The 23,218-nt window shown below is 41.3% G+C and carries 18 protein-coding genes and 2 pseudogenes; 6 read left to right on the top strand and 14 right to left on the bottom strand.

All coding sequences use genetic code 11. The features are described from left to right. Positions 1 to 300 precede the first annotated feature (300 nt). Together RMY27_RS24795 and RMY27_RS24790 are read left to right on the top strand one after the other, a co-directional pair. Positions 301 to 1,152 (top strand): hypothetical protein, encoded by an 852-nt coding sequence (locus RMY27_RS24795; RefSeq protein ID WP_322667532.1) that lies wholly within the window; start codon positions 301 to 303, stop codon positions 1,150 to 1,152. Between the two features lie 96 nt (positions 1,153 to 1,248). After that, entirely contained in the window at positions 1,249 to 1,515 is a 267-nt protein-coding gene (locus RMY27_RS24790) for a hypothetical protein (RefSeq protein WP_322667531.1), read from the top strand. 83 nt (positions 1,516 to 1,598) lie between these two features. Here RMY27_RS24790 and RMY27_RS24785 read toward each other — a convergent pair whose 3' ends face one another. Beyond that, the gene (locus tag RMY27_RS24785) at positions 1,599 to 5,150 is read right to left on the bottom strand and encodes an NB-ARC domain-containing protein (protein ID WP_322667530.1); all 3,552 of its coding nucleotides are present in this window, start codon (positions 5,148 to 5,150) and stop codon (positions 1,599 to 1,601) included. 415 nt (positions 5,151 to 5,565) lie between these two features. Here RMY27_RS24785 and RMY27_RS24780 point away from each other — a divergent pair, with 415 nt between their 5' ends. Continuing rightward, positions 5,566 to 5,727 (top strand): ribbon-helix-helix protein, CopG family, encoded by a 162-nt coding sequence (locus RMY27_RS24780; protein WP_152592085.1) that lies wholly within the window; start codon positions 5,566 to 5,568, stop codon positions 5,725 to 5,727. Between the two features lie 237 nt (positions 5,728 to 5,964). On the opposite strand, the gene RMY27_RS24775 is transcribed toward RMY27_RS24780, so the two are convergent. Continuing rightward, positions 5,965 to 9,543, bottom strand: a complete 3,579-nt coding sequence (locus RMY27_RS24775; RefSeq protein ID WP_322667529.1) for an NACHT and WD40 repeat domain-containing protein — start codon at positions 9,541 to 9,543, stop codon at positions 5,965 to 5,967. A gap of 828 nt (positions 9,544 to 10,371) precedes the next feature. Between RMY27_RS24775 and RMY27_RS24770 the strand changes: the two genes are divergently transcribed. Next, positions 10,372 to 12,159, top strand: a complete 1,788-nt coding sequence (locus tag RMY27_RS24770) for an alkaline phosphatase family protein (protein ID WP_322667528.1) — start codon at positions 10,372 to 10,374, stop codon at positions 12,157 to 12,159. Positions 12,160 to 12,287: 128 nt separating this feature from the next. On the opposite strand, the gene RMY27_RS24765 is transcribed toward RMY27_RS24770, so the two are convergent. Continuing rightward, the gene (locus tag RMY27_RS24765; RefSeq protein WP_322667527.1) at positions 12,288 to 12,497 is read right to left on the bottom strand and encodes a hypothetical protein; all 210 of its coding nucleotides are present in this window, start codon (positions 12,495 to 12,497) and stop codon (positions 12,288 to 12,290) included. Positions 12,498 to 12,504: 7 nt separating this feature from the next. Here RMY27_RS24765 and RMY27_RS24760 point away from each other — a divergent pair. Then, a pseudogene (locus tag RMY27_RS24760) lies at positions 12,505 to 13,031 on the top strand (IS66 family transposase); the annotation flags it as partial. Positions 13,032 to 13,307: 276 nt separating this feature from the next. On the opposite strand, the gene RMY27_RS24755 reads toward RMY27_RS24760, so the two are convergent. From RMY27_RS24755 to RMY27_RS24745, 3 genes and pseudogenes are all read right to left on the bottom strand, one after another. Continuing rightward, positions 13,308 to 14,267 carry a hypothetical protein gene (locus RMY27_RS24755; RefSeq protein ID WP_322667526.1) on the bottom strand — a complete coding sequence of 320 codons (960 nt, stop codon included), beginning with the start codon at positions 14,265 to 14,267 and terminating at the stop codon, positions 13,308 to 13,310. A 547-nt stretch (positions 14,268 to 14,814) separates the two neighbouring features. Further along, positions 14,815 to 15,255, bottom strand: a pseudogene (locus RMY27_RS24750) (IS1 family transposase); the annotation flags it as partial. A 46-nt stretch (positions 15,256 to 15,301) separates the two neighbouring features. Continuing rightward, the gene (locus tag RMY27_RS24745) at positions 15,302 to 15,442 is read right to left on the bottom strand and encodes a hypothetical protein (protein WP_322667525.1); all 141 of its coding nucleotides are present in this window, start codon (positions 15,440 to 15,442) and stop codon (positions 15,302 to 15,304) included. Between the two features lie 157 nt (positions 15,443 to 15,599). Between RMY27_RS24745 and RMY27_RS24740 the strand changes: the two genes are divergently transcribed. Beyond that, positions 15,600 to 16,019: an ArsI/CadI family heavy metal resistance metalloenzyme gene (locus tag RMY27_RS24740; protein ID WP_322667524.1), complete on the top strand. Its 420-nt coding sequence runs from the start codon at positions 15,600 to 15,602 to the stop codon at positions 16,017 to 16,019. 104 nt (positions 16,020 to 16,123) lie between these two features. Here RMY27_RS24740 and phnM read toward each other — a convergent pair whose 3' ends face one another. The 8 genes from phnM to RMY27_RS24700 are packed head-to-tail and all read right to left on the bottom strand — an operon-like array spanning position 16,124 to position 23,127. Continuing rightward, positions 16,124 to 17,260, bottom strand: coding sequence for a phosphonate metabolism protein PhnM (phnM, locus tag RMY27_RS24735; RefSeq protein WP_322667523.1), 1,137 nt, complete (start codon positions 17,258 to 17,260; stop codon positions 16,124 to 16,126). A gap of 28 nt (positions 17,261 to 17,288) precedes the next feature. Beyond that, positions 17,289 to 18,014: a phosphonate C-P lyase system protein PhnL gene (phnL, locus tag RMY27_RS24730; protein WP_322667522.1), complete on the bottom strand. Its 726-nt coding sequence runs from the start codon at positions 18,012 to 18,014 to the stop codon at positions 17,289 to 17,291. 57 nt (positions 18,015 to 18,071) lie between these two features. Then, positions 18,072 to 18,842, bottom strand: a complete 771-nt coding sequence (phnK, locus tag RMY27_RS24725) for a phosphonate C-P lyase system protein PhnK (protein ID WP_322667521.1) — start codon at positions 18,840 to 18,842, stop codon at positions 18,072 to 18,074. Positions 18,843 to 18,847: 5 nt separating this feature from the next. Next, the gene (locus tag RMY27_RS24720) at positions 18,848 to 19,738 is read right to left on the bottom strand and encodes an alpha-D-ribose 1-methylphosphonate 5-phosphate C-P-lyase PhnJ (RefSeq protein ID WP_322667520.1); all 891 of its coding nucleotides are present in this window, start codon (positions 19,736 to 19,738) and stop codon (positions 18,848 to 18,850) included. Beyond that, on the bottom strand, positions 19,735 to 20,292 hold the full coding sequence (locus RMY27_RS24715; protein ID WP_322667519.1) for a phosphonate degradation HD-domain oxygenase: 558 nt from the start codon (positions 20,290 to 20,292) through the stop codon (positions 19,735 to 19,737). Before RMY27_RS24715 ends, RMY27_RS24720 begins: the two co-directional genes overlap by 4 nt. A 2-nt stretch (positions 20,293 to 20,294) precedes the next feature. Further along, positions 20,295 to 21,506, bottom strand: coding sequence for an alpha-D-ribose 1-methylphosphonate 5-triphosphate diphosphatase (locus tag RMY27_RS24710; protein WP_322667518.1), 1,212 nt, complete (start codon positions 21,504 to 21,506; stop codon positions 20,295 to 20,297). Then, entirely contained in the window at positions 21,503 to 21,925 is a 423-nt protein-coding gene (locus tag RMY27_RS24705; protein WP_322667517.1) for a fosfomycin resistance glutathione transferase, read from the bottom strand. The genes RMY27_RS24710 and RMY27_RS24705 overlap by 4 nt, the downstream gene beginning before the upstream one ends. Next, the gene (locus tag RMY27_RS24700) at positions 21,922 to 23,127 is read right to left on the bottom strand and encodes a carbon-phosphorus lyase complex subunit PhnI (RefSeq protein ID WP_322667516.1); all 1,206 of its coding nucleotides are present in this window, start codon (positions 23,125 to 23,127) and stop codon (positions 21,922 to 21,924) included. The genes RMY27_RS24705 and RMY27_RS24700 overlap by 4 nt, the downstream gene beginning before the upstream one ends. Positions 23,128 to 23,218 lie beyond the last annotated feature (91 nt).

Here is a 23,218-nt window from a genome sequence, read left to right as displayed (position 1 = left end):
GGTATTTCGGTAGGTGCGATGGCGTAACCGCCCGCCGTAGGCGATCGCATTCCTCTAGCATTCTAATACCACAAGCTGTAACACAGTTCAATTTACTTACTTGACTGGCAATTGTTTGGAATTGTCGCTTAATAACGCCTAAAATAGCTCAAACCATTGTACTGTCTACATTTTAACCATTTGGCGAAATGCTTGCTGTGCTGGATTTCATGGGTTATTTAGCTTATTTAGCAACAACTCTGTTATTGCCACGAGTGACTTGCCCAAATTTTGTAGCAAATGTAAGTTAGGAAACGAACTATGCGTAATGACTTGTTAATTAATACTGAATCAGCATGTTTCGTGCCTGACGAAACAGCGATCAAGACTGCTAATTACACTCAAAGGCATCGATCCACTTCTGCAAAAGGTGGCGATCGCTCCGTCTCAAAGATGAGTGATGCAGAGAGGATAGCTCAAACTCAGAAGCTTTTAGATAGAGCGATCGCCTATGCTTGGCACACAGTCAAGAGCGATCGCAGACCACCAAAATTGACCCATACACGTTGGGTATGGCAAATGGCAGGTGCATACCATTCAAGCCGCCACACCTCACGACTGATGGAAAAAGCCGCTCAACGCTTCGCTGCATCTGGTCGCACCAGGTTAGCAGACTGGGCTACACAGAAAGCGAAAGAAGAGGCTGGTCATGATCGACTCGCCCTGCTCGATATTCAATCAATGGGATATGAAGCTGAGGCTGTAGTGCAGGCGCTTGTTCCATCGGCTGCAACGGCTGTGGTAGATTATTTCACCCAAAGTGTACATGCGATCGATCCAATTAATTGCGTTGGCTATTGCTATGCCAGCGAACGCCTAGGAACATTTCAAGGAGAGGAGTACATCCAGAGTGTAGAGGCTTTGCTACCATCAGGTACTCATGCCACACGCTGGCTGCGGGTACACAGTGGTCTTAGTGCTGAAGTGAAGCATGTAAAAGAGATAGTGGAGGTTGTTGCAGAACTTACTCCTCAAGAGTCTATTCCCGTAGCGAGAGCTTGTTATGAAACCGCCTTGTTACGCTTTACTCCACCTAAGGAGAGATATATATCAGACGAGGAACTTCAAAAGGTATTGAAACCAATGGAGTTAAATACTTGCCCACAAGTGTGAACTGATCTTCAGAAGCTAAAGAAATAACCTGGTAAGCAACAAGAGCTTTTCTCAGACATCCATAACTGTACTGTTCAAACTACAAGGAGAAAAAGGATGCTATCGCAGATTTTGGATTTTGGATTTTCGATTTTAGTATCGCTAGGGTCAGGTCTTGCTAATGAAGCTGTTTTTTCACAGATATTTCCAAATGGAATGAAGGCTACAACTATCGAACAGCAGTTTTTAAGGCAAGATATCACCAGTAACCTAATTGAGACTAGTTTCGATGTACTAAATAATATTGAACTTGATGATTTGGAAAGTATCATGCTTACTGAATGCACGCGAGGATTGCGAAGCGAGCTACCCGGCGGTATTTAATAAACTAATTCTTTTATCACTTTGGGGTGAAACCTTAATTTTTCGTTAGCTGAATTAGAAATTTCTGGATGCGCTGGGCTTTTTCAATCAACTGCCCCCAGCGCTTTTAGTGTAACAATGGTCGCTTCTGTTAAACTTTTAACCCCCATGATGTTCATGCGCGCATAAAGTTTTTCAGCTTTCAAGATTTTTAAGCACTGACCTGTTCTGACATCCCAAAGTCTAATTGTTTCATCTTCGCTGCTGCTAGCCAAAGTTTGATTATCACAACAAAAAGCGACTGACCAGATCCAAGCTGTATGTCCTTGAAAGATTTTGAGGCACTCACTGGTGTTTACATCCCACAACTTGATTGTGTGATCAGGACCACTGCTGATTAAGGTCTGGTTGTCTGGACTAAAGGCAAATGATTGTAACCAACTTGTATGTAATTGCCAAATTCTGAGGCATTCACCATTGCTGACACTCCATAACCTTAATGTTCCATCTTGACTAGCACTTGCCAGCATATTACCATCCCAACAAAAGGCAACTGCGTAAATCCAACTCGTATGGCCTTCTAAGGTTCTTTTGCACTCACCGGTTTTGACATCCCACAACTTCACTGTCTGATCCCAAGCACCACTAGCTAGTATTGTTCCTTGAGGGTTGAAGGCAACTGACCACACAGCAGCACAATGTCCTTGGAAAGTTCTCAAAGCTTGACCTGTATGGACATCCCATAATCTTATTGTTTGGTCATCACTGCTACTCGCCAGCATCTGACCCTCTGCATTGAAGGTAACTGATCGAACCGCGGCAACATGTCCCCGCAGAGTTTTCAAAGCTTGACCTGTATAGACATCCCATAGTTTAACAGTTTTGTCTCCACTCCCACTTGCCAAGATATTGCCTTGTGGTTTGAAACCTACTGAGTATATCGAATTAGTGTGTCCGTGGAATGTTTTTAAGGCTTGACCAGTACTTATATCCCACAATCTCACTGTCTGGTCATGACTGCCGCTTGCTAACGTCTCCCCATCTGGACTGAACGTGATCGAGAGTACCTCATTGGTATATCCCCGGAAAGTTTTGAGGCATTGGCTGTTGCTAACGCTCCATAATCTAGCCGTCTGGTCGCGGCTGCCACTAGCTAAGATATCACCCTGTGGGTTAAAGGCGACTGAAAATACCCAATTTGTATGCCCTTGGTAGATTCTGAGGCATTCACCAGTACTTGTATCCCACAATCTCACTGTCTGGTCATGACTGCCGCTTGCTAGGCTATCACCCTGTGGGCTGAAGGTGACTGAAAATACACTATTGGAGTGTCCCTGGTAGATTCTAAGGCATTCACCAGTACTTACATCCCACAATCTCACTGTCTGGTCATCGCTGCCACTTACTAGCATCGTACCCTGAGAATTAAGGGATATTGACCGTATCCCATCACTATGTCCTTGGTAGATTCTGAGGCATTCACCAGTACTTATATCCCACAATCTCGCTGTCTGGTCATCGCTGCCACTCATCAGTGTCCGTCCAGATGGACTAAAGACAACTGATAGTACCCAATTTGTATGTCCCTCTAAAACTCTAAAGCATTCGCCGATGTGGACATACCATAATCTTATTGTCTGGTCATCGCTGCCACTTGCTAATACCTCACCATCGGGACTAAAAACAACTGACCAAACCTCATTATTATGCTCGTGTAAAGTTTGAAGGCATTGACCCGTAATTATATCCCACAACTTCACGGTATAGTCAGTACTACTGCTCGCAAGGATATTCCCATCAGGACTGAACGCAAGCGATACAACCCAGTTAGTATGTCCCTTACAAATAAAAATTTGTTTCCAATCTGAGACTTGGTACAAGTGAATCTCGCCATTGGCATCACCCAAAGCCAAAAGTTTGCCATCAGGGCTAAAGGCTACTGACATAACACCGCCGAAGGTTTCAGCAAAAACAGACCTATTAAAATTGGCGTTTTGAAAATTTACATCGTGCAATTTCAAACACCGCAGGTCTGCTTGCCAAATACTCAGATCAGAAAAATCATAGCCACTGAGATCGGTTTCCAGATAACAAAGCAGATTGAGAATATTTCCAGCTGTATAACTTTGTTCTAGCGGTGATGTCTCTCGTGAACTTGCTATAATTTGGCTTAGTTGATTCTCCAGGTTTCTTTTGCTTCTCAAGACAGTGAGCAACCCATCTATAACTGGCTTAAGAATGAGACGAATTTGAGTCTCCCTTACGTAGTCTTTCGCCGTCGCCTTCATCAAAGCATGACACCTGAACAAATCAAGATTCTGAGTTTCAATCTCCTTACAAACTATCTCTATCAATCGCTGAGTCACATACTCCATGACTACAGGTTGCAGCGTGAAGAGTGCTGTCCTTTTCTCAACCAACGATCGCCTGACCAGAGACTCCAGAGCCTCTAGTAAGTTTTGTGGTGGAATTGGTGATACAATATCTTCTCGTATTTCTGATAGCGAAACTGGCTCACGATTGATTGCTAGCCAGTAAATTATATCCTTCTCTAAATTTGCCAAGCGCGAAAACTGCTGTTCTAGCAGATCGCGAATGCTGCCAAAAACAGCCGTGTAATGTTGCAGAAATTCAGCAACATTACCATCAAAAACATCTTGTATGGTTGTCGCCACTATCTTCAAAGCTAGGGCATTGCCTGCATAACGCTCGACTACTGCTGGTAATTCTGACTCTGAAGCAGAAAAACCCTTGGCTTCAAAAATTTTCTGTCCTGCTACTATCTCTAAACCACTGAGTTGTAATGAGCGAACAGACAGTGTTTCCCCTCCGAGTGAAGCTATATCTTTTGGTTTTTCACGAGAAGTCAACACCAAGGAGCTTTGATGCATAACTTGTCCCAATCGTTTTATAAGTGAGCCATAATCTTCATAGCCTTCTCGATAGCATCCAGCATAAGCGCCTGTTTGCAAAATAGTCTCTACATTATCTAATACGATCAGACAGCGCTGTTGTTTCAAATATTCAATTAGCTGTGATATTCTGCCATCTACACTTTTTGGTAAGTCAGTTTCTAATATCTGCTCGTTAGAGAAAAATTGAATTAAATTTGCCAGCAGATCAAAAAGTGGAGGAGCATTGTAGAGCGATCGCCAGATAACGTACTCAAACCATCCTTGAACCTTTTGTGATAATTTGGCAGCAAGAGAAGTTTTACCAATTCCTCCCATTCCCAACAGCGCCACTACTCGACAGCGTTCCTGAATCAGCCATTGCTCTAGTAAAGTCAGTTCATTTATGCGTCCATAGAAAACAGATACATCCACCATCTCCCCCCAATCAACGCGCTTGGGGTTATTCAAGTTTTCCTGCCCTTTTAAATTAGAGTCTGGACTTATATAATCGCTTACATCCAATTCTAAATTAAACATCATAAACAAACGAACAAGTGTCCGTTTGTCAACCCCGGTTTCACGAGTAAGTATCTTTCTGAAAGTGACAGGAGTGATCCCAGCTTGTTCGCTTAATTCTTCTAAGGTAGATTTGGAGCCATTGTTTTTCCTAAATTCCCACTCAAGTTTGGCATCCTGAAGCTTTTGCCAGCCTTCACGAGTCAGTATAAGCCCACGATTGCGTTTGGGTTTCTCCGGTTTCATAATTTATTAGGGAGAATTGTATTTGGAGTAATAGGCTCCTACCACTGGCGTTTACAAAGGGAATCCTCAGTAAATCAGAGTTGTTGCAAAAAAACCTAAATAATCGATAAAACCCTGTCAGAGCAACTATTTCAAAAATCTAATTTTAGATAGTTAAAACGAAAATAGTACAAGAGCCTGAGGAACTTTAGACGTTATTAAGCAACAATTATATTATTAGCAAACTAAGAGTTGATTTGTAAATTTACACCCACAAGCCATGATTATATTGATAAATATCTCTTGAATTGAGGTACCAAGTATTTACTCTAATGTAAGGAAATTAAAATTTGCTGTTTTTAACTTTTGTTTCCTTTTGATTAGTCATTAGTTTACTATATAATAGTAATTGGAAAGTCATTAAAAGTCAATGACAATGGCTAGAAAAAATGCTGCTAATTTAACAATTCAATTTTCGCTAGAGGAGAAAATAATTTTGGAGGAATATTGTGAGAAAATGCAGCGGACAAAGAGCGATGTAATTCGAGAGATGGTACGCACGCTTAAAAAATACTTAGACAGTAGCCAAAGTCTTTAGCAACTTGGGAAACCCATACATAGAAAATAAGCTGTTGTGCATCTAATTTTCCAGAACGAAGTCCCCAAATCTCCAAAATAGGGATCGAAATCTTCAATTTATGGAAGCAAGTTAAATACGCAATAGCTTATAGCTTTTTAAACCTCTGTAATTTCCTATATGCAACGAATAAATTCAAAGCCGTCTTTTAACCCCAGGCTAAACACAAAGTGAAACGGAGTCAAGCCGAGGAAAAAGTCAATTCTCAATTGCTCCCAAAACTTTCAAAGAAACAATAGTTGCTTGGGTTAAACCTGTAACGCCAGTAATGTTCATTTCCTCGTAAGGCTTTTCGTTTCTTAAAGTTTTTAGGCATTCACCCGTCAAAACATCCCATAATTTAACAGTTTCATCTTCGCTGCCACTTACCAGGGTTTGACTATCTGGACTAAAGGCAACTGACCTTATCCAGTGAGTATGACCATGCAAAGTTTTGATACATTGACCGGATTGGACATCCCACAACCTTACGGTTTGATCTACACTTCCACTAGCCAGAAGTTTACCTTCAGGACTAAAAGCAACGGACAATACCCAGCTTGTGTGTCCTAACAAAGTTTTGAGACATTCACCTGTGCTAACATCCCAAAGCTTCACTGTTTGATCTTTACTGCTACTGGCTAAGGTCTTACCTTCAGGACTGAAAGCGACGGACAATACCCAACTTGTATGTCCCGACAAAATTTTGAGACATTCACTTGTGCGAATATCCCAGAGCTTGACTGTTTGATCATCACTGCCACTGGCCAGGATATTACCTTCAGGACTGAAAGCAACCGACCATACCCCATGACTATGTTCCAAAATATTCAAAACTTGACCAGTGTTAACGTCCCACAGCCTTACAGTTTTGTCATCACTGCCACTGGCGAGAATTTTACCTCCAGGAGCAAAAGCAACTGACTTTACCCAGCCAGTATGTCCCTGTAAGATGTTGCAACATTGGCAGGTGCTGCTATCCCACAGCCTCACAAGTTGATCGTAACTGCCACTTGCTAATATATTACCTTGAGGACTAAAGGCAACGGTTCTGACTCGATTAGGTTGTCCTTGTAAAGTTTTGTAGCACTTCCCATCCGCGACATCCCAGAGCTTTACAGTTTGGTCATTATTGCTGCTAATTATGGTCTGCCCACCAGGAGCAAAGGCAACAGACCACACCCCATTATTGTAGCCCTGCAAGTTTCTTAAGGCTTGACCAGTGCTAACATCCCAAAACCTCACAGTTTGGTCATCACTACCACTGACCAAAGTTTGACCATCTGGACTAAAAACAACAGAACAGACCAAACTTGTGTGACCCTGCAATGTTTTAACGCATTCTCCTGTGCGGAAATTCCATAGCTTCACAGTTTGGTCATCACTGCCACTAGCCAGAATATTACCATTAGGAGCAAAAGCGACTGACCTAACCCTGTCACTATGTCCTTGGAAAGCTCTTAGGCACTTCCCATCTGAGATACTCCAGAGTTTCACAGTTTGGTCATCACCACCACTAACCAAGGTTTGACCATCCAGATTGAAAGCAATTGAGGAAACCGAACTAGTGTGTCCCTGCAAAGTTTTGAGGCATTCTCCTGTGCGGAAATTCCATAGCTTTACGGTTTTATCACTACTAGCACTGGCAAGAATTTTACCTTTAGGACTAAAAACTACAGATAATACTGAATCAGTATGCCCCTGTAATATTTTGTAACACTTGCTATCCGAAATATTCCACAAACGCACTGCCCGATCATCGCTGCCAGAAGCTAGAATTTCACCTTGAGGACTGAAGGCAACAGATCGTACCCGCTCAGGATGTTCTGTTAAAGTTTTCAGGCATTCACCTGTGTTGACATCCCACAATTTCACATTCTGGTCAGTACCTCCACTGCAAAGAGTGCTACCATTCGGACTGAAAGCGATCGCTTGAACCCAATCAATATGTCCTAGACAGGTCGAAAGTTGTTCGCCCTCACCAAAGTCTCGCCACAAGCAAATTTTGCCATTTGCGTCACTCGCTGCTAAAATTTTTCCATTGGGGCTGAATGCTACCGCAGAAATTTTGCTAAAATTTTCAGTAAAAACCGATTTAGATAAATTGGCATTTTGGAAGTTGACTTGAGGTAAACTTACACCCCGCATATCTACTTGCCAAACGCTTAGGTTAGAAAAATCATATCCTCTTAAATCTGTCTTTAACTGACAAAGCAAGTTGAGAATATTTCCGCTTGTATATCCAGGTTCCAGTGATGATTCTCTTTGTAGCTTGACTAATATTTCATTTAAATGATTTTCTAGCCTTCTTGGAATTTTAAAAATAGTAAAAAGTTCATCAATAACTGGCTTAATAATTAAGCGTATTTGAGTTTCTCTAGTGTAGTGTTTGGACTGAGCTTTACTCAAAGCATAATATTTAAGAAGCACAATTTCTTTAGTTACAATCTCTTGATAAGTTTGCTGAATTAATTTGCTAGTGACATACTCCATTACCATAGAGTGTAATGTGAAGAGTAAACCAGTTTTTTCACTTAGTGTTGACTGAAATTTGTCGATGAGGCTTCGCCTGATCAAAGATTCTAGAGCTTCTAGTAACTTGTGTGGGATTATTAATGAAGTTAAATCTTCTTGCAAATTGCAGAGTGAAATTGACTCCCGATTAATTGCCAGCCAATACATAATCACACGTTCTAAATTAGATAAACGCTCAAACTGTTGCTCTAAAACAGTACAAATATCACCAAAAACAGATGTTTTTTGGTTCAAAAACTCAGAAATATCACCATTGAAAACATCTTGAATAGTCGTTGCAACTATCTTCAAAGCCAATGGATTACCAGAATAAAGCTCAATCAGTGTTTTATTTTGGGACTCTGCTCCAAGCAAACCTTTCAGGTGAAAAATTTTTTTTACTTCTTCCTCATTCAGACCTTTCACTTGTAATGAACGAACAGGTAGTGCTTGTCCTTCCTGTGACGCCACGTCTTTGGGTTTTTCGCGTGAAGTCAGCACTAAGGAACTTTGATGCATAACTTGCCCCAATCTTTTGATCAGTAAGCCATAATCTTCATAGCCTTCTCGATAGCATCCAGCACAAGCGCCTGGTTGCAAAATAGTCTCAACATTATCTAATACGATTAGACAGCGCTGTTGTTGCAAATATTCAATTAGTTGTGATATTCTGCCATCTACACTTTTTGGTAAGTCAGTTTCTAAAACCTGCTCGTTAGAGAAAAATTGAATTAAATTTGCCAGCAGCTCAAAAAGGGGGGGAGCATTGTAGAGCGATCGCCAGACAACGTACTCAAAACATCCTTGAACCTTTTGCGCTAATTTGGCAGCCAGAGAGGTTTTACCAATTCCTCCCATTCCCAACAGCGCCACTACTCGACAGCGTTCCTGGATCAACCATTGCTCTAGTAGAGTCAGTTCATCTGTGCGTCCATAGAAAACAGATACATCCACCATCTCTCCCCAATCAACGCGCTTTCGAGACTCCAAAACTGAAAGTCTCGCTAAATCAGGATTTAACTTAAAATAGTCTTGGGGATTTAGCTCTAAGTTAAACGCCATGAATAAATAAACTAGCGTTCGTTTGTCAACCCCTTCTTGGTTAATAAGTATCTTTGCGACTGTATTTGAAGTTAATCCAGCGCGTTCACTTATTTCTTCTAGAGTGTACTTGGAACCAAATTTTTCTCGAAGTTCCCCTTCAAGTTTTGCCTGCTGAAGTTTTTGCCAGCCTTCAGGAGTAAGTATAACGCCACGATTCCGTTTTGGCTTGTGCCGATTCATAAATTATGAATACCTATTTTTTACAGCAAAAGTTCATGACAAGCTTTTCAAAAGAGGTGATCTCCATTGTTGCTTTTGGCTTAAAGCCTAGCCATATATGTAACCAGGACTAATAATATCTAAAAAATGGGACGCAATGCTTATTAGCCAAGCATGTCCCTTTTGGACTGGTACCCATTAAAAACGATCACGTATACGACTTGCTGGGGAGCGAGTAAAGGAAGACCTTATGAAGATTTATCAGAAGCTCTTTAGGCATTTATGCAAGTTCCAAAATACATTTATGATTTTGCTGAATTTGTAGCGTCGTTTTTTTACCCATTCTTTTAACCAGACTTTAAGAGAACTTTTGCAAAAGTGTTTTGTGGGATCATTAAGGATTTAGTAATTTGCAATTAAGATGTTAGGAGCAGTGAAATGCCAAATAATCGATTTATTTTGTTTATATTTTTGTCAAGTTTTGCACTTGTATAGATGACTTTGAAATCCTTATCAGTTTTTGTTAGGAAATAAGGTGCGTTTCCCCTGGCAATGGAGCTTATTCTGTCTACGTTTTAGTTTTCATATCGTCCACTTAGGGTTTTAACCCAAATTTAACTTGAATTTAAGTCATCAGTAAATAAACGTTAAACCATAGCATTCAAACTAAAGCACAATCAGGAAGACTAAATATATAAGCTTGTTTTCTCAAATGAAAACAATATTTGTATTAGCTGCCTTTTCTTAGCAATAAAGCTCATTTTAAATATCTTTGCTCTTCAAGTAGCTATTACTTAAAGCAAGGATTACTAGGTAGTGCCTCGCAATGAATTTTAAAACAGAGATTGTATGAATAAAAACAAAAGAGAGCTTTTAGCATCTCCACTCTCAAACAAGATTCCCAAAATGCTCCCTGGTAGAGTTAAGCAACGTTTATTTTTGGGTGGGTTAATTATTGGGATGTCTGCTGTTACTTTCTGGGCAGGAGAATTCTTCCTACGCCAGAATACAATAACATTAGCTGATATAGCCAACCAAAAGAAGTCTTATGTTTTACCACCTGGGCAAGCTCGTCTCAATCTAGTTTTAATTCTAGATGGACTACGCCCTGATTCCATCAATCCACAAAATACACCAAACTTATATCGTCTACGACAACAAGGTGTCAACTACCTCAATGGACACGCTGTTTTTCCCACAGTCACAAGGGTGAACTCGGCAGCGATCGCCACTGGGTATTATCCAGGTAAAAATGGAATTGTCAGCAATTCTATGTATGTGCCACAAGTCAATCCAACCAAATCATTTAGCACAGGAGAATATCCCGAACTCCTTAAGCTTGATCAGGTAACGGACGGAAAATTAATTTTTGTCAAAAGTTTGGGTGAACACCTTCAAGAAAACGGGATGAAACTGGCTGTTGTTAGTTCTGGTTCAACCGGAAGTGCTTTACTACTTAATCCTCGAAGCATCAGTAAGAATGTTGGCGTTTTGATTAACGGCTACTTTGATCCTGGTAAACTTGTAGCATTCCCCCCTGAAGTCAACCGGGCAATTTTAAATCGTTTCGGTGCTGCCCCTGCAAATAAAGATACTAACAACGACGGTCGCTTAAATGAAGCAGTGGACTGGAGTGAGAAAGTTCTTCTAGATTATGTCATTCCAGAATTAAAACCTGATGTAGTCTTTAATTGGTTAACCGAACCTGATAGTACTCAGCATGAGCTTGGGGCAGGATCTCCAGAAGGAATTAGTGTAATCCGCAACGATGATCGCAATATTGGTTTAATTCTAGATCAACTCAAAAAACTTGGATTGTATGACCGAACTAATATCTTTGTGATCTCAGATCACGGCTTTAGTGTTCATACCTATACAGTCAACCTGACACAAGAATTAATTAATGCTGGGTTAAAGCTTTCAAAAGATTCAGATGACGTAGTTTTAGCTAGCAGTGGTCAGGCAGTGTTGCTACATATTAAAGACCGCAACCCCCGACAGATAGAGAAAGTAGTTAAGTTCTTACAAAAACAGGATTGGGCTGGGGTTCTGTTTACAGCAGCATACAGACCCCAAAACTCCCAACTTGACGGTTCATTTGCTCAAGAAAATAAGCAAAATCATCTCAAACCAGAAGGTTGGGTAGGTGGAACCTTTTCTTTAGAACTCATCCATGAGTTTAATCAAGAACGAGGTGCTGACATCATTTTGACTTTTCCCTGGACATCCCAAAAGAACGCCTTTGGAGTCGAAGGAACTGATTTTACAGAAACTACTAGTGGAACAACTGGACCGCTTACAGGCAATGGCAGCGGTCATGGCAGTATGAGTCCTTGGAATATTCGCAATACCTTTATTGCTTGGGGAGTCGATTTCAAGCAAGGGGTAACTATTGATACCCCAGTCAGTAACGTTGATATTACTCCCACGATTTTGGCGCTTAAGGGTATTAATAGCAATGAAAACTTTGACGGTCGTGTACTCAAAGAAGGCTTAAAGGCAGGCATAAACCCGATAGACATCAAAGTTCAAACTAAGGTTTTTACAACCACAGCACAATTCGGCTATAAAGCTTCTATCCAAGTCTCAGAAGTGGAAAATCAACGCTATATAGATAAAAGCTGGCGTGAACGCTAAGGCATAACCTCAGAAAAAAATTACTAACCATTATCAAAGAGATCCAAACCATTTTCCTTTCAACCGAACAAACTACAGTTGAATATTTGGGTACTGACAATGGCAGTACCCTACCCCAGTCAAATCTACTACGCGACTATGTTAGAAAGAAGGCGCGTCCATGTCGGCTTATTTTCATCGTCAGGCTGTAAACCCTCTACTCTTGGGTCTTTGATATCAGAGAAATGCTCCACTAAACTCTGTTGAATACTGCCGATGTCTGCCACTTGTGTTGGCTGCCTCTGACCACCAGAATTTTTCGTAGCATCAGCAGATTTAGTTTCAAAGCCTTGTGACATCAACCTGACTCCTGACCGAATAACTCAAGCAATTGAACCGAGCATTATTGAGTTAAGTAATTGGGTAAAACAGACACAGCCTAATGTTCATGTGGATGAAACGCCTTGGTCAGTTAAAGGTATCAAAGAAGTTATAACGATTGGGTCAATCAATGATGAAGCTAAGTTGCACTCCTCACTCAATCAGTGGATTGACAAAGCAGGAGCAAAAGCCGGTCAGCTTTTACGTTCTTTGCCTGATAAAGCAAGTCAATGGTGGTATTTCCTTGACTTAAGAGAAGTTCCTCCTGATAACAATCAGGCCGAACGAGAGTCCTTCGGACACGCTTCGCGAACGCTTCGTTTGGCTGTGACGAAACGTAAGGTTAGCGGTGGTTCCCGTTCAATGAGCGGTTTCAACATACTGCCAATTTGTTGACTGTGGTGCAAACCTGCTGCCGTCAAGGTAGGTCTGTAATTGATTTTTTTGCACAAGCTCTACTGGCTGGTTCTCTTGATTATCAGTCTCGTCCGTCTTTGCTTCCTGAATATTAGACCTGAATCCTTACATAAAAACTACTATGACGGCGAACTGTTCGCCCCAATTAAATAATACGACCGACATAAATCCTGTAGATTTTGTATATTTAATACCTTGGTAAAAGAATGAGACGCCAGGTGATAAACCTGAATTTTTTAATTGAAGCTAAAATTTCGGTTTTATTTCTATAGAAGCATCAATATTTATACGTAAACAGTTACTTTTCCCCTTCTTCAACTCTTGTAAAAGTAGTTTTTACAAGAGTTGAAGAAAGAGTGTCCTAACGACTGTTATTCATTAACAATCGTAAAGCCTTCATAATCGATGGCTCCAGTCGAAGCACTTGGTAAATTAACTGTACCAAGTAAGGTGGCGGTTGCAAAGCCGGCACCATTAGTACCAGTAGCACTACCTAAACCTAGACCTGATGCAGCAAGTTCATCTTGGTAGCCTGTGATCTCATAGACAGCGCCATTTTCCAGCAAAGCCAACAATCTTTGAGAACCGCTGTTAGTAAATGCCAGCCCAGAATCTAAATCAACATTCAGAGCTTGCCCTGAAGGAGTTCTCAAAGTAATCGGTGCAGATAGCTCACCAGTGAGCAAATCTACTTTGTGAAGCTGGTTGCCATCTCCATCACCACTGGTGAAATCGCTAGCAAGAACGCGAGTTCTACCAGGATTGAGATTGTCGATAGCTAATCCATCGGCATGTTTTCCAGGGTTGGTAGGTTGAGTTCCTTGTCTTTGTGCAGCAGTAGTAGGTGCGCCAAAGGCGTCTACAAGGCTGATAGTTCCAGGGTTAGCTGTACTAATTTTATAAAGAGAGCTTCCTACGGGCGTCTCAGCATCCGCCGAAATGTTATATAAAACAATTGGTTGACCAGCTACTGAATAATCACGTCCAAAGTCAGCACCTGAGTCAAACCCAAAACGACGTAGGTCAGATGGTGTAGGTGTTGGTGAGGCACTAGCTGGAGCTAAAGGCTGATCTACATTATTTACCCGAATAACTGGACCAGGTGTTAAATTAGGACCACGCGCTTCGTTAACCGCACTTGCCCTTCCAGTAATGGGGTTAGTCCCCAAACCTTCTAGTTCTGCGTTATTAATATTCGCAGCAGTGATTTCGCCTACTTTTTGGGGAGTAGTAGCAAGAGGGCTTATGGGGAATCGGTAAACTGCGAATTGTTCTCCACCTTGGCTAGGATTGATATCCGCATCTCCAATAGTATAGCCGTAAAGAACCATGAGAATTTTCTCCTTGTTGAAACCTGTTAAACTTTTGAGAACATTCCAAATATGCAGTATTCTAAATGTGCAAATTGCTATCTTGCTAAAAGTCTTTAACGACACAAACAAGAGCTTTCCTTCGCAGGGCGAGATTTCAAGTTAGTCTGCGTTGTTTTACTTTGCTTATATAGCCTATAAGCTTGCAAAACTGAAATACTACTAAAGTTTTGACTGTAAATAGGCTAAGAAAAATTAACTCAATTTGCTCATTTTGTGAAAGTAAGGTATGTGAGAACTTGATGTCAGGATAAAAATCTCAAAACTACATCTAGTTTCACTTACAGCACATTCTTTGAAAATTCCTCATTCCCAATTAGGATTAAATGAACAGAGATTTAAGCGTCTTTAATTTGCCCATTAAAAGTCAAAACTTAAGTTTAAGAACTGTATTTGGAGTTGTCTTAATCAAACTATATTTGAGTAATGTTAAGAAAAACTTTTCTATTTATTAAGGTTTTATAACATCTTGGTTAAGGAAAACGGCGTTGCATAAATGCGGGATGAATCAGCTAAATACAGGTATTTTTATATACCTTAAATAGTGAAGTAATAATAGAATCGAGTATTTAAATATATCTACTGACTTGGAATAACATAATGTTTTTCGATTTAGTCGTGCTAAATAATGTCTTAACCTTGTATTTTCACCCTCGACCCTAGTCATATAGGTTTTACTGACAATATGGTCTCCTGACTCTATAAAACAGGGATAAACTTTCCACCCGTCTGTAACATAAAAGTAACATTGCCAGCAAGAAACAATGTCCCACAATAATTTAAAGGTTTTTGCGCTGCGGTAAGCGAAGCTATGCCGTAGGCTTATCGCCGATCACCCAAGCTAAAATCCCTTCTCGGAAGTGATTTACTGCTGTCCACAACCAAATTTTGTTTTTTTTGAACCTACGAAGGTTTCTAACTCATCTAATTCTCCAACTTCTGGTAGGGTATTTTTTGAAGTAGGTAAGGCACTTGCAGAATTACGCGCTCGCAGATTATACTGTTCCCAACGCATCACACATTTGAGGAGTATTGCCGCGTTCGCCTTTGGCGTTGGCGAAGCCATCGCTTTGAGCATAGTCGGTAACAGTCGAATTATTTGATTGCCGCAGCTGGTGTTTACGAAAATCTGACAACTAATGGTTGCCAAACTCTACATTTCACTGCGTAAGTTCTGTTGTAAACTGGCACTTAGATGAATCAACTCAACAACCTGAAATTATCAAGAAAGTGAGCGATGAGATTAATTAGCAATATTATAGATAAACATCAATATATATAAGGATAACTATCATGTCTCGTGTTCAACTTGCCCTAAATTGTAGTAATATCGATGCTGCGGTTGATTTTTATAGCAAGCTTTTTGGTACGGAGCCAGCAAAACGTCGCCCCGGTTATGCTAACTTTGTACTCACTCAACCTCCTCTGAAATTGGTATTGATTGAGAATAAAGAGGCGGCTGGCACTCTCAATCATTTGGGAGTAGAAGTCGAGACGACTGCTGAAGTAAACACAGCAACCAATCACCTGCAACAACTTGGGTTAGAAACCCGAACAGAGGAACAAGTGACCTGTTGTTATGCCCTTCAAGATAAAGTTTGGGTGCATGACCCAGATGGCGCACCTTGGGAAATTTATAAAGTTTTGGGTGACTCACAAAGCAGAGATATCAAACCTGTTGAAGTCAACACTAACAAATGTGCGTGTTCTTAGCTTTAGACTTTCTCCGCAACGGTATAAACTTGCGACAGAATCGAGAATAATTGCTAAAAATCTGTACTGAAATATATTGCAATCCATACCATTTCGATTTCAGCTTAAGCAACACGATCGCCTCGGCAGATAGTTGCCTTCAATCGGGGTACAATACCATCATTATGAACAATAATAAAATCGGCTCTTTTGCCTATTTCTAGGCTACCGCGATCGCTAAATAAATTAATAGCTTTAGCTGGGTTACTAGTAAATAATTGCATCGCTTGGTAAATAGGTTTGCCTGTCTTCTCAACAATCATAAAAATAGATTGCAATAGGCTTTGCGGAACGTAATCAGAAGAAATCACATCCACTAAATCGTGTAAGACAAGTTCCATTGCAGAAACATTACCAGAGTGAGAACCTCCAAGCACTAAATTAGGCGCACCCATCAAAACTTGTAATCCTAAACTATGCGCTGCTTTGGCGGCTTCTAAGGTTGTGGGGAACTCAGCTAAGACTACTCCATCTTCCAATGCTTCTTGGACGTGTTCTACTCTTGCATCATCATGACTGGCTAAGGAAATACTTTTGGTTTTGGTAAGTTCTACTAAAGCTTTGCGGTTTTTCTGTGCATATATTTGTTGTTTTTGCTGACGAATTAAAATAAACTCATCAATTTCGTCAGCAGTCACACCGTGCTTGCCCATGTAATACTCTTTAAACTTGTCTAACCGGACAAACTGCCTTTGGCCGGGAGTGTGATCCATTAGTGAAATCATCGATAACAGAGGATGATCGGCATATTGTGCTGTAATCTCATAAACTTGTTCATACGCAAGTTCACAGCGTAGATGAATGCGATGTTCCACACAAAAGCGTCCAGTTGATTGACCTTGAGAAATGACATCAATCATTGGTGCAAAGTTAGTTAAGCGCAAAGAACCAGCTGCCACATCACCAATTGCGATCGCATCACATACTGTTGTTACTCCCGCGCTGGCTATATCTCGGTCATGATAAACTGCTGCGGCTTCTAAAGGCCAGCGAATACCGGGACGGGGAGACATACAGCGTTCGAGATTATCGGTGTGTAACTCAATCAATCCTGGTAATAGATAATCTCCCTGACCATTTTGACCATGACTTACAATCCCTGGCTGAATATCAGCAATCAATCCATCTCGCACTACCAAAGTACCTAGCAGTTCTTGATCTGGCAGTTGTAGACGATAGTTAGTGTAAATCTGTTCATTCATAATATTGTTGACTGATGACTGTTAAACGTCAACCATTAAAAATTAATTCGCGGTTGCAAAGTTGCGATCGCACTTCTTCGTCGTGAAAAATGCCAATTAAGCCACAGCCTTTAGCTTTTTTCTCTTGCAACAGTTCAATGACTACTTGGCGATTGGTAGAGTCTAGGGCTGAAGTTGGTTCATCTAGTAACAAAATAGGATAATCAACCGCTAAAGCACGAGTAATATTTACCCGTTGCTTTTCCCCCCCAGAAAAGGTTGTGGGAGAAAGATGCCACAGTCTTTCTGAGAGGTGGAGGCGATGAAATAAGTCTTTAACTTTGTTATATGCAACATCTATATCTACCCCTAATTCCAAAAGTGGTTCTGCGGCAACTTCTAACGCTGGTACTCTGGGAATGACTCTTAAAAACTGGCTAACATATCCAATGGTTTTCTGCCGGACTGCTAAAATTTCGTGGGGAGCGATTTGACACAAATCAACCCAATCTTCCTGATGCTTTATCCAGACTGAACCACTATCAACGCGATAGTTAGCATATAAACAGCGCATAAATGTAGATTTCCCACTGCCGGATGCTCCAGAAAGGGCGACACATTCCCCAGCATTAACGCTCAAAGATACTCCTTCCAGCACCGATAGATTAATGCCTCCTTGCTGATGCAGAGTAAAACTTTTTCGCAAATTCTCAACTTGCAAAAGTGCTTGGCTAGAAAATTTTACTGGATGATGATTAAGAGTTAATGATTGCATTGTTAAGAAAATAGATGACTGTTGGCTGTTGACTGTTGACCGTTAACAGTCAACACTTCAGGGTATTAAAGCGGCGCTGACTAGTAATTGAGTGTATGGATGTTGTGGATCATCAAGCACTTGGTCAGTTAAACCTGATTCGACTACTTGTCCTTGTTGCATAACTAATAATCTGTGTGCCAGCAGCCTGACTACGCCGATATCGTGGGTAACTATAATCACGCTGAGGTTAAAATTGCGGACAAGCGATCGCAACAAATCTAATAACCGCGCTTGCACCGACACATCCAACCCTCCCGTCGGTTCGTCCATTAATATCAACCGAGGACGCGTCACCAACACACGGGCAAGTTGTAATCTTTGTTGCATCCCTCCAGAAAAGTGAACTGGCAGATTATCTATCCGGGCTGGGTCAATTTCCACTTGTCGTAGCCAATGGGCAGCCTCATCCCGAATATTGCCGTAATGTCGCGCCCCAATATCTAGTAAGCGTTCGCCGATATTCGCTCCCGCGCTGACCTTCATTCGCAGACCATCACGGGGATTTTGCTGCACAAAGCCCCACTCAGTTTGCATCAACAACCGCCGTTTAGCTTCCGCAAGTTGAAAAATTTCTAAGTCTTCACCGCTACGGTTAGTATAAGTAACATTACCTTGATCAACTGCAATGTGATTGGCAATCGCACTCAGCAAACTAGACTTACCTGAACCTGATTCTCCGACAATACCGAGAACTTGCCCAGGATAAAGATTAAAAGAAATGCGATCGCAGGCATTAATTGCACCGTAAGATTTACTCAGTTGGTGAACCTGTAAAAGAGGTTTCATCGGTTTTAAATTTTTACTTTTGAATTGTTACAGTAGTCTGTATCTGAACAGATCCACATTCGCCCACCTTGGTCGTCAATCACTACCTCATCTAAGTAGCTTTCTCTAGAACCGCATAATTCACAGGCTTTATCCCATTTTTCTACGGTAAAGGGATGGTCTTCAAAGTCGAGGCTTTTAACTTTGGTGTAAGGTGGAATTGCATATATGCGTTTTTCTCTACCTGCACCAAATAATTGCAATGCTGGACTCATCTGCATTTTGGGATTATCAAAGCGTGGGATCGGACTAGGACTCATCAAATAGCGGTTATGCACCATTACTGGATAGTCGTATGATGTAGCAATATGTCCATGTGTGGTAATGTCTTCGTAAAGCTTGACATACATAGCTCCGTATTCTTCTAAAGCGTGCATTTTGCCTGTCTCTACAGATGAGGGTTCTAGCCAGCGTAAAGGTTCGGGTATTGGTACTTGGTAAACTAAAATCTGTCCGTCCTGTAGTGGTGTTTCAGGTATGCGATGGCGAGTCTGAATTAAAGTTGCTTCTTGTGTGCGTTCTGTTGTCTTTACACCACAAACTTTTTTGAAAAAGCGACGAATATTAACAGCGTTAGTAGTGTCGTCTGCGCCTTGGTCAATTACTTTTAATACATCAGTTTGACCAATCACAGCAGATGTCACCTGAATTCCACCAGTACCCCAGCCGTAAGACATGGGCATTTCTCTGGAAGAAAAGGGAATTTGATGTCCTGGAATTGCAACGGCTTTCAGCAAGGCGCGACGAATAGAACGTTTTGTTTGCTCGTCTAAGTAAGCAAAGTTAAAGCCTGTTTCTGGGGAACTTAGGGTCCCCTCTGGGGATAAGGGGTAATGGGGATTGGGAGAAATATTCATTTTATTGGCGAGATTAAAGAGGCCGTTATAAATTGGGTGAAATGGTTTAAATCGGGTGTTGGCAGATTTGTAATTTTGGCTTTGTCGTCATAAATCCTTAACTGCACAGCATCTTGAGCATAAGGTTGTTGAATAAATTTCTCTGCCTGTTCTGGGGAAAATATGCCTCCTTGCAGTTCTAAGCTACGTTTGGATGCGGCTGAAAGACTTTCCCAATATTCAGGAACAACTGAGCAAAGATAGCGTTTGGCAACGACATGAAGCCTAATTGGTTGTGTAACTGCTGGACTGAAAATCTGACGTAGTAAGGGAATGGCTTGATGTTCATGTTGATCGTCTATGCCTTTGCTGGCTGGATTATCTCCCAAGTTATGGATTAAATGCCCTAAGTCATGGAGTAGACAAGCGGTAATCAATTCATGGTTTTGATCTGATATTTCAGCGAGGCTAGCACATTGCAAGGCGTGTTCTAGCTGGCTGACGGCTTCCGCACCATAGGATTGAGAACCCTTTTCGGTGAACAGGTCAATAATGCTTTCGATAGTAGGTTTCATTGTTATTTGATGTGATATCGGGCAACTTCTTGCCCTGTTACATAAACAGATGCGATGCCTACGGCGATCGCAGATGGTAAAGGATTATCAGGAGATATCAACAGGAAATCAGCATCTAAACCAGGAGCGATTTTACCTTTTTGATCGCTTATCCCCGCCGCCTCTGCTGGTTGGCTGGAAACTAATGACCATGCTTGTTCAAAGGACATTAAACCTAATTCTTGGAGTTTGAAGGGTGCATAGAACAAGGAAGGATAATGATAGTCTGAGCAAAGACAATCAATTACGTTATTTTTAACTGCCTCAGCTACACTCATCAAACCTAAGTGAGAACCACCACGCACTAAGTTAGGCGCACCCATGAGAACTGCTGCACCATATTCACGAGACTTAGCAGCTAAGTCTACAGTAGCGGGGAATTCTGCGATCGCTACTCGGCGTTTCTGACTTAGTATTACTTTCTCTGGGGTATCATCATCGTGAGAAGCGACGGGAATACCGTAGGTATGAGCTAAACCCACCAGTTGTTCTATTTGCACATCTCCTTCATGTCGCCGTTCTGTTACTTGGTTGATTAATTCTTCGATTTCTTCAATAGACATGGATGATCTTTGCCTCACACTATTGAGATATCGACTCAATCTCTTTTGATTTCCTGGGGGTGGTAGGTGATCGTTGATAGACAAAATATGCACACGGCCGGATACCATCCAATCACACAATTCTTGATGTCCGGCGATATTTGCCTCTTCATGTCTAATATGAATGCGATGATTACAATTTAAAACTTGTTTTCCTGCCCCTAAGATGAAGTCAATTAAACCACGGGCAGAATCTCGGCTGCGTAAACCTGGTTCGTAAGAGTCGGTGATTGAGCAGTAAAAAGTTGTGATACCCGATGCTAAGAGGTTGCGGTCATTATCTGCGATCGCTATTGGTAGAGGAAAGTTAACTCCAGGGCGAGGGCAAATCATCCTTTCAAAAGCATCGCCGTGTAAGTCAATAATTCCTGGCAACATCTGGAGTCCTTGAGCATTTACCAGATGAAATCCATTAGGACTACTGGCCTGATCAATGCTGGTAAATTGCCCATCTTCAATTAAAACTGTGGCATCTTCCAGCCAACCATCGGAAGTTAGTACATTTGCTCCTTGAATAGCAATTTTTGTGTTGGTTGGTTTTGATAATATTTGAATATTTTTAGTTGTTGTCACTGACTTACCTCAGTAAAAAATTTCATGCCTTTATATGGAGCTTTTTGAGTAGCGGCAATTCTGGAAGATAAATCACCTATATGCAGTTCCAGCTTGTGGTGATCGGGGTCGAGAATATATATTGAATCGCCTTCACTTGTATTTTGTTTCCATTGTTTGACTCCTAAAATTTTCAGGCGATCGCTATATTCTGAAAACTTATCTTCAGGGATACTAAAAGCAATATGAGTGTACTCATCCATAGGATTTGTACGTGTGTTGGAATCTAAAGATAGGCACAACCACAAGTCACCTGCTAGTAGATAAGCACCTGTTTGCCATTTGGCGATCGCTTGACAACCTAAAATTTCGGTATAAAAGCTAAAAGATTTTTCCAAGTCGCACACAGACAAAGTAATATGGTTAATTCCTCTAATCATTTCGCTTCTTCCAAAATCAAATCACCGTGTTCTAAAGATTGAGATTCTTCCGCAGTACCAGTTAACTCTGAAGATTGATTATTTAACTGTTGCTGTCGGATTTTCCGCACCAGATTTAACTCTGCTTGAAAGTCGATGTAGTGTGGAAGTTTGAGGTGTTGGACAAAACCTTGTGCTTCCACGTTATCGGAGTGGGAAAGTACAAACTCGACATTTTGGGCTGGGCCTTGAATGGTTTCCCCTAATTCCTCTGCTCGCATTGCCCTATCTACTAACGCCATCGACATCGCTTTACGTTCGTTGTAACCAAAGGTGAGTCCATAGCCACGGGTAAATTGAGCAGGTAATTCTTTATTACCTTTAAACTGATTTACCATTTGCACTTCGGTAACAGTAATATCTGCGATCGCTATTTCAAATCCCAATTCTTCTGGACAAATTATCACTTCTACTTCCCCCATACGAATCTCTCCGGCAAAAGGATGGTTTCTGCCATAGCCTCGCTGTGTAGAATATGCCAAAGATAGCAAAAAACCCTCGTCTGCACGCGCTAGATTTTGCAGTCTTGCATCCCGTCCAGCCGGAAAAGTTAATGGTTGACGAGTTAAATCAAATGGTTGAGATGAGGGAGATAACGGAGAATCATTATTTAGTTGCTCCCCCTGCTCCCCTGCTCCCCCGCTCCCCTGTCCTTCTTCTGCTTGCATCAAGCTTTCACGATCTAAAGTGTCAATTACACGCGGAACTGATTCTGTAATTGCTTCTGCTTCTGGTGCTGTCGGGACTTGTCCTTCTGCGATCAACTTAAAGTCTAGTAGGCGGTGGATGTAATCGAAGGTAGTCCCTAATTTTTGTCCTCCTGGTACATCTTTAAAAATGGCAGAAATGCGGCGCTGAATCTGCATTCTGCTAGTATCTAAGGGCTGGCTATAGTAAAAGCGGGGTAGTGTTGTCCGATAGGCTCGTAACAAGAAAATTGCTTCTACTAAATCACCCCAAGATTGTTTAATAGCTAGGGCTGCTAACTCCCGATCATATAAACTACCTTCACACATCACCCGTTCTACTGCTAGGGTAAGTTGTTGTTCAATCTGGTCTAAGCTCAATTCAGGAATAGCAGGATCACCTCTGCGTCTACTTTGCAGGAGTGCTTCTGCATTTTCAATTGCCTGTTCACCGCCTTTGACTGCAACGTATGGCATAATTTTTAATTCGTAATTCGTAATTCGTAATTTTTGATTAAGAAAGTTAGGCTTTAATCGAGTTTTCAGGTTTCCATATTTATATTTTTAT

The sequence above is a fragment of the Nostoc sp. DedQUE09 genome (assembly GCF_034530915.1).
Taxonomy (GTDB): domain Bacteria; phylum Cyanobacteriota; class Cyanobacteriia; order Cyanobacteriales; family Nostocaceae; genus Nostoc.
The sequence above is the reverse complement of the archived record's forward strand: the minus strand, read 5'-3'. Positions and strand labels throughout refer to the sequence as shown.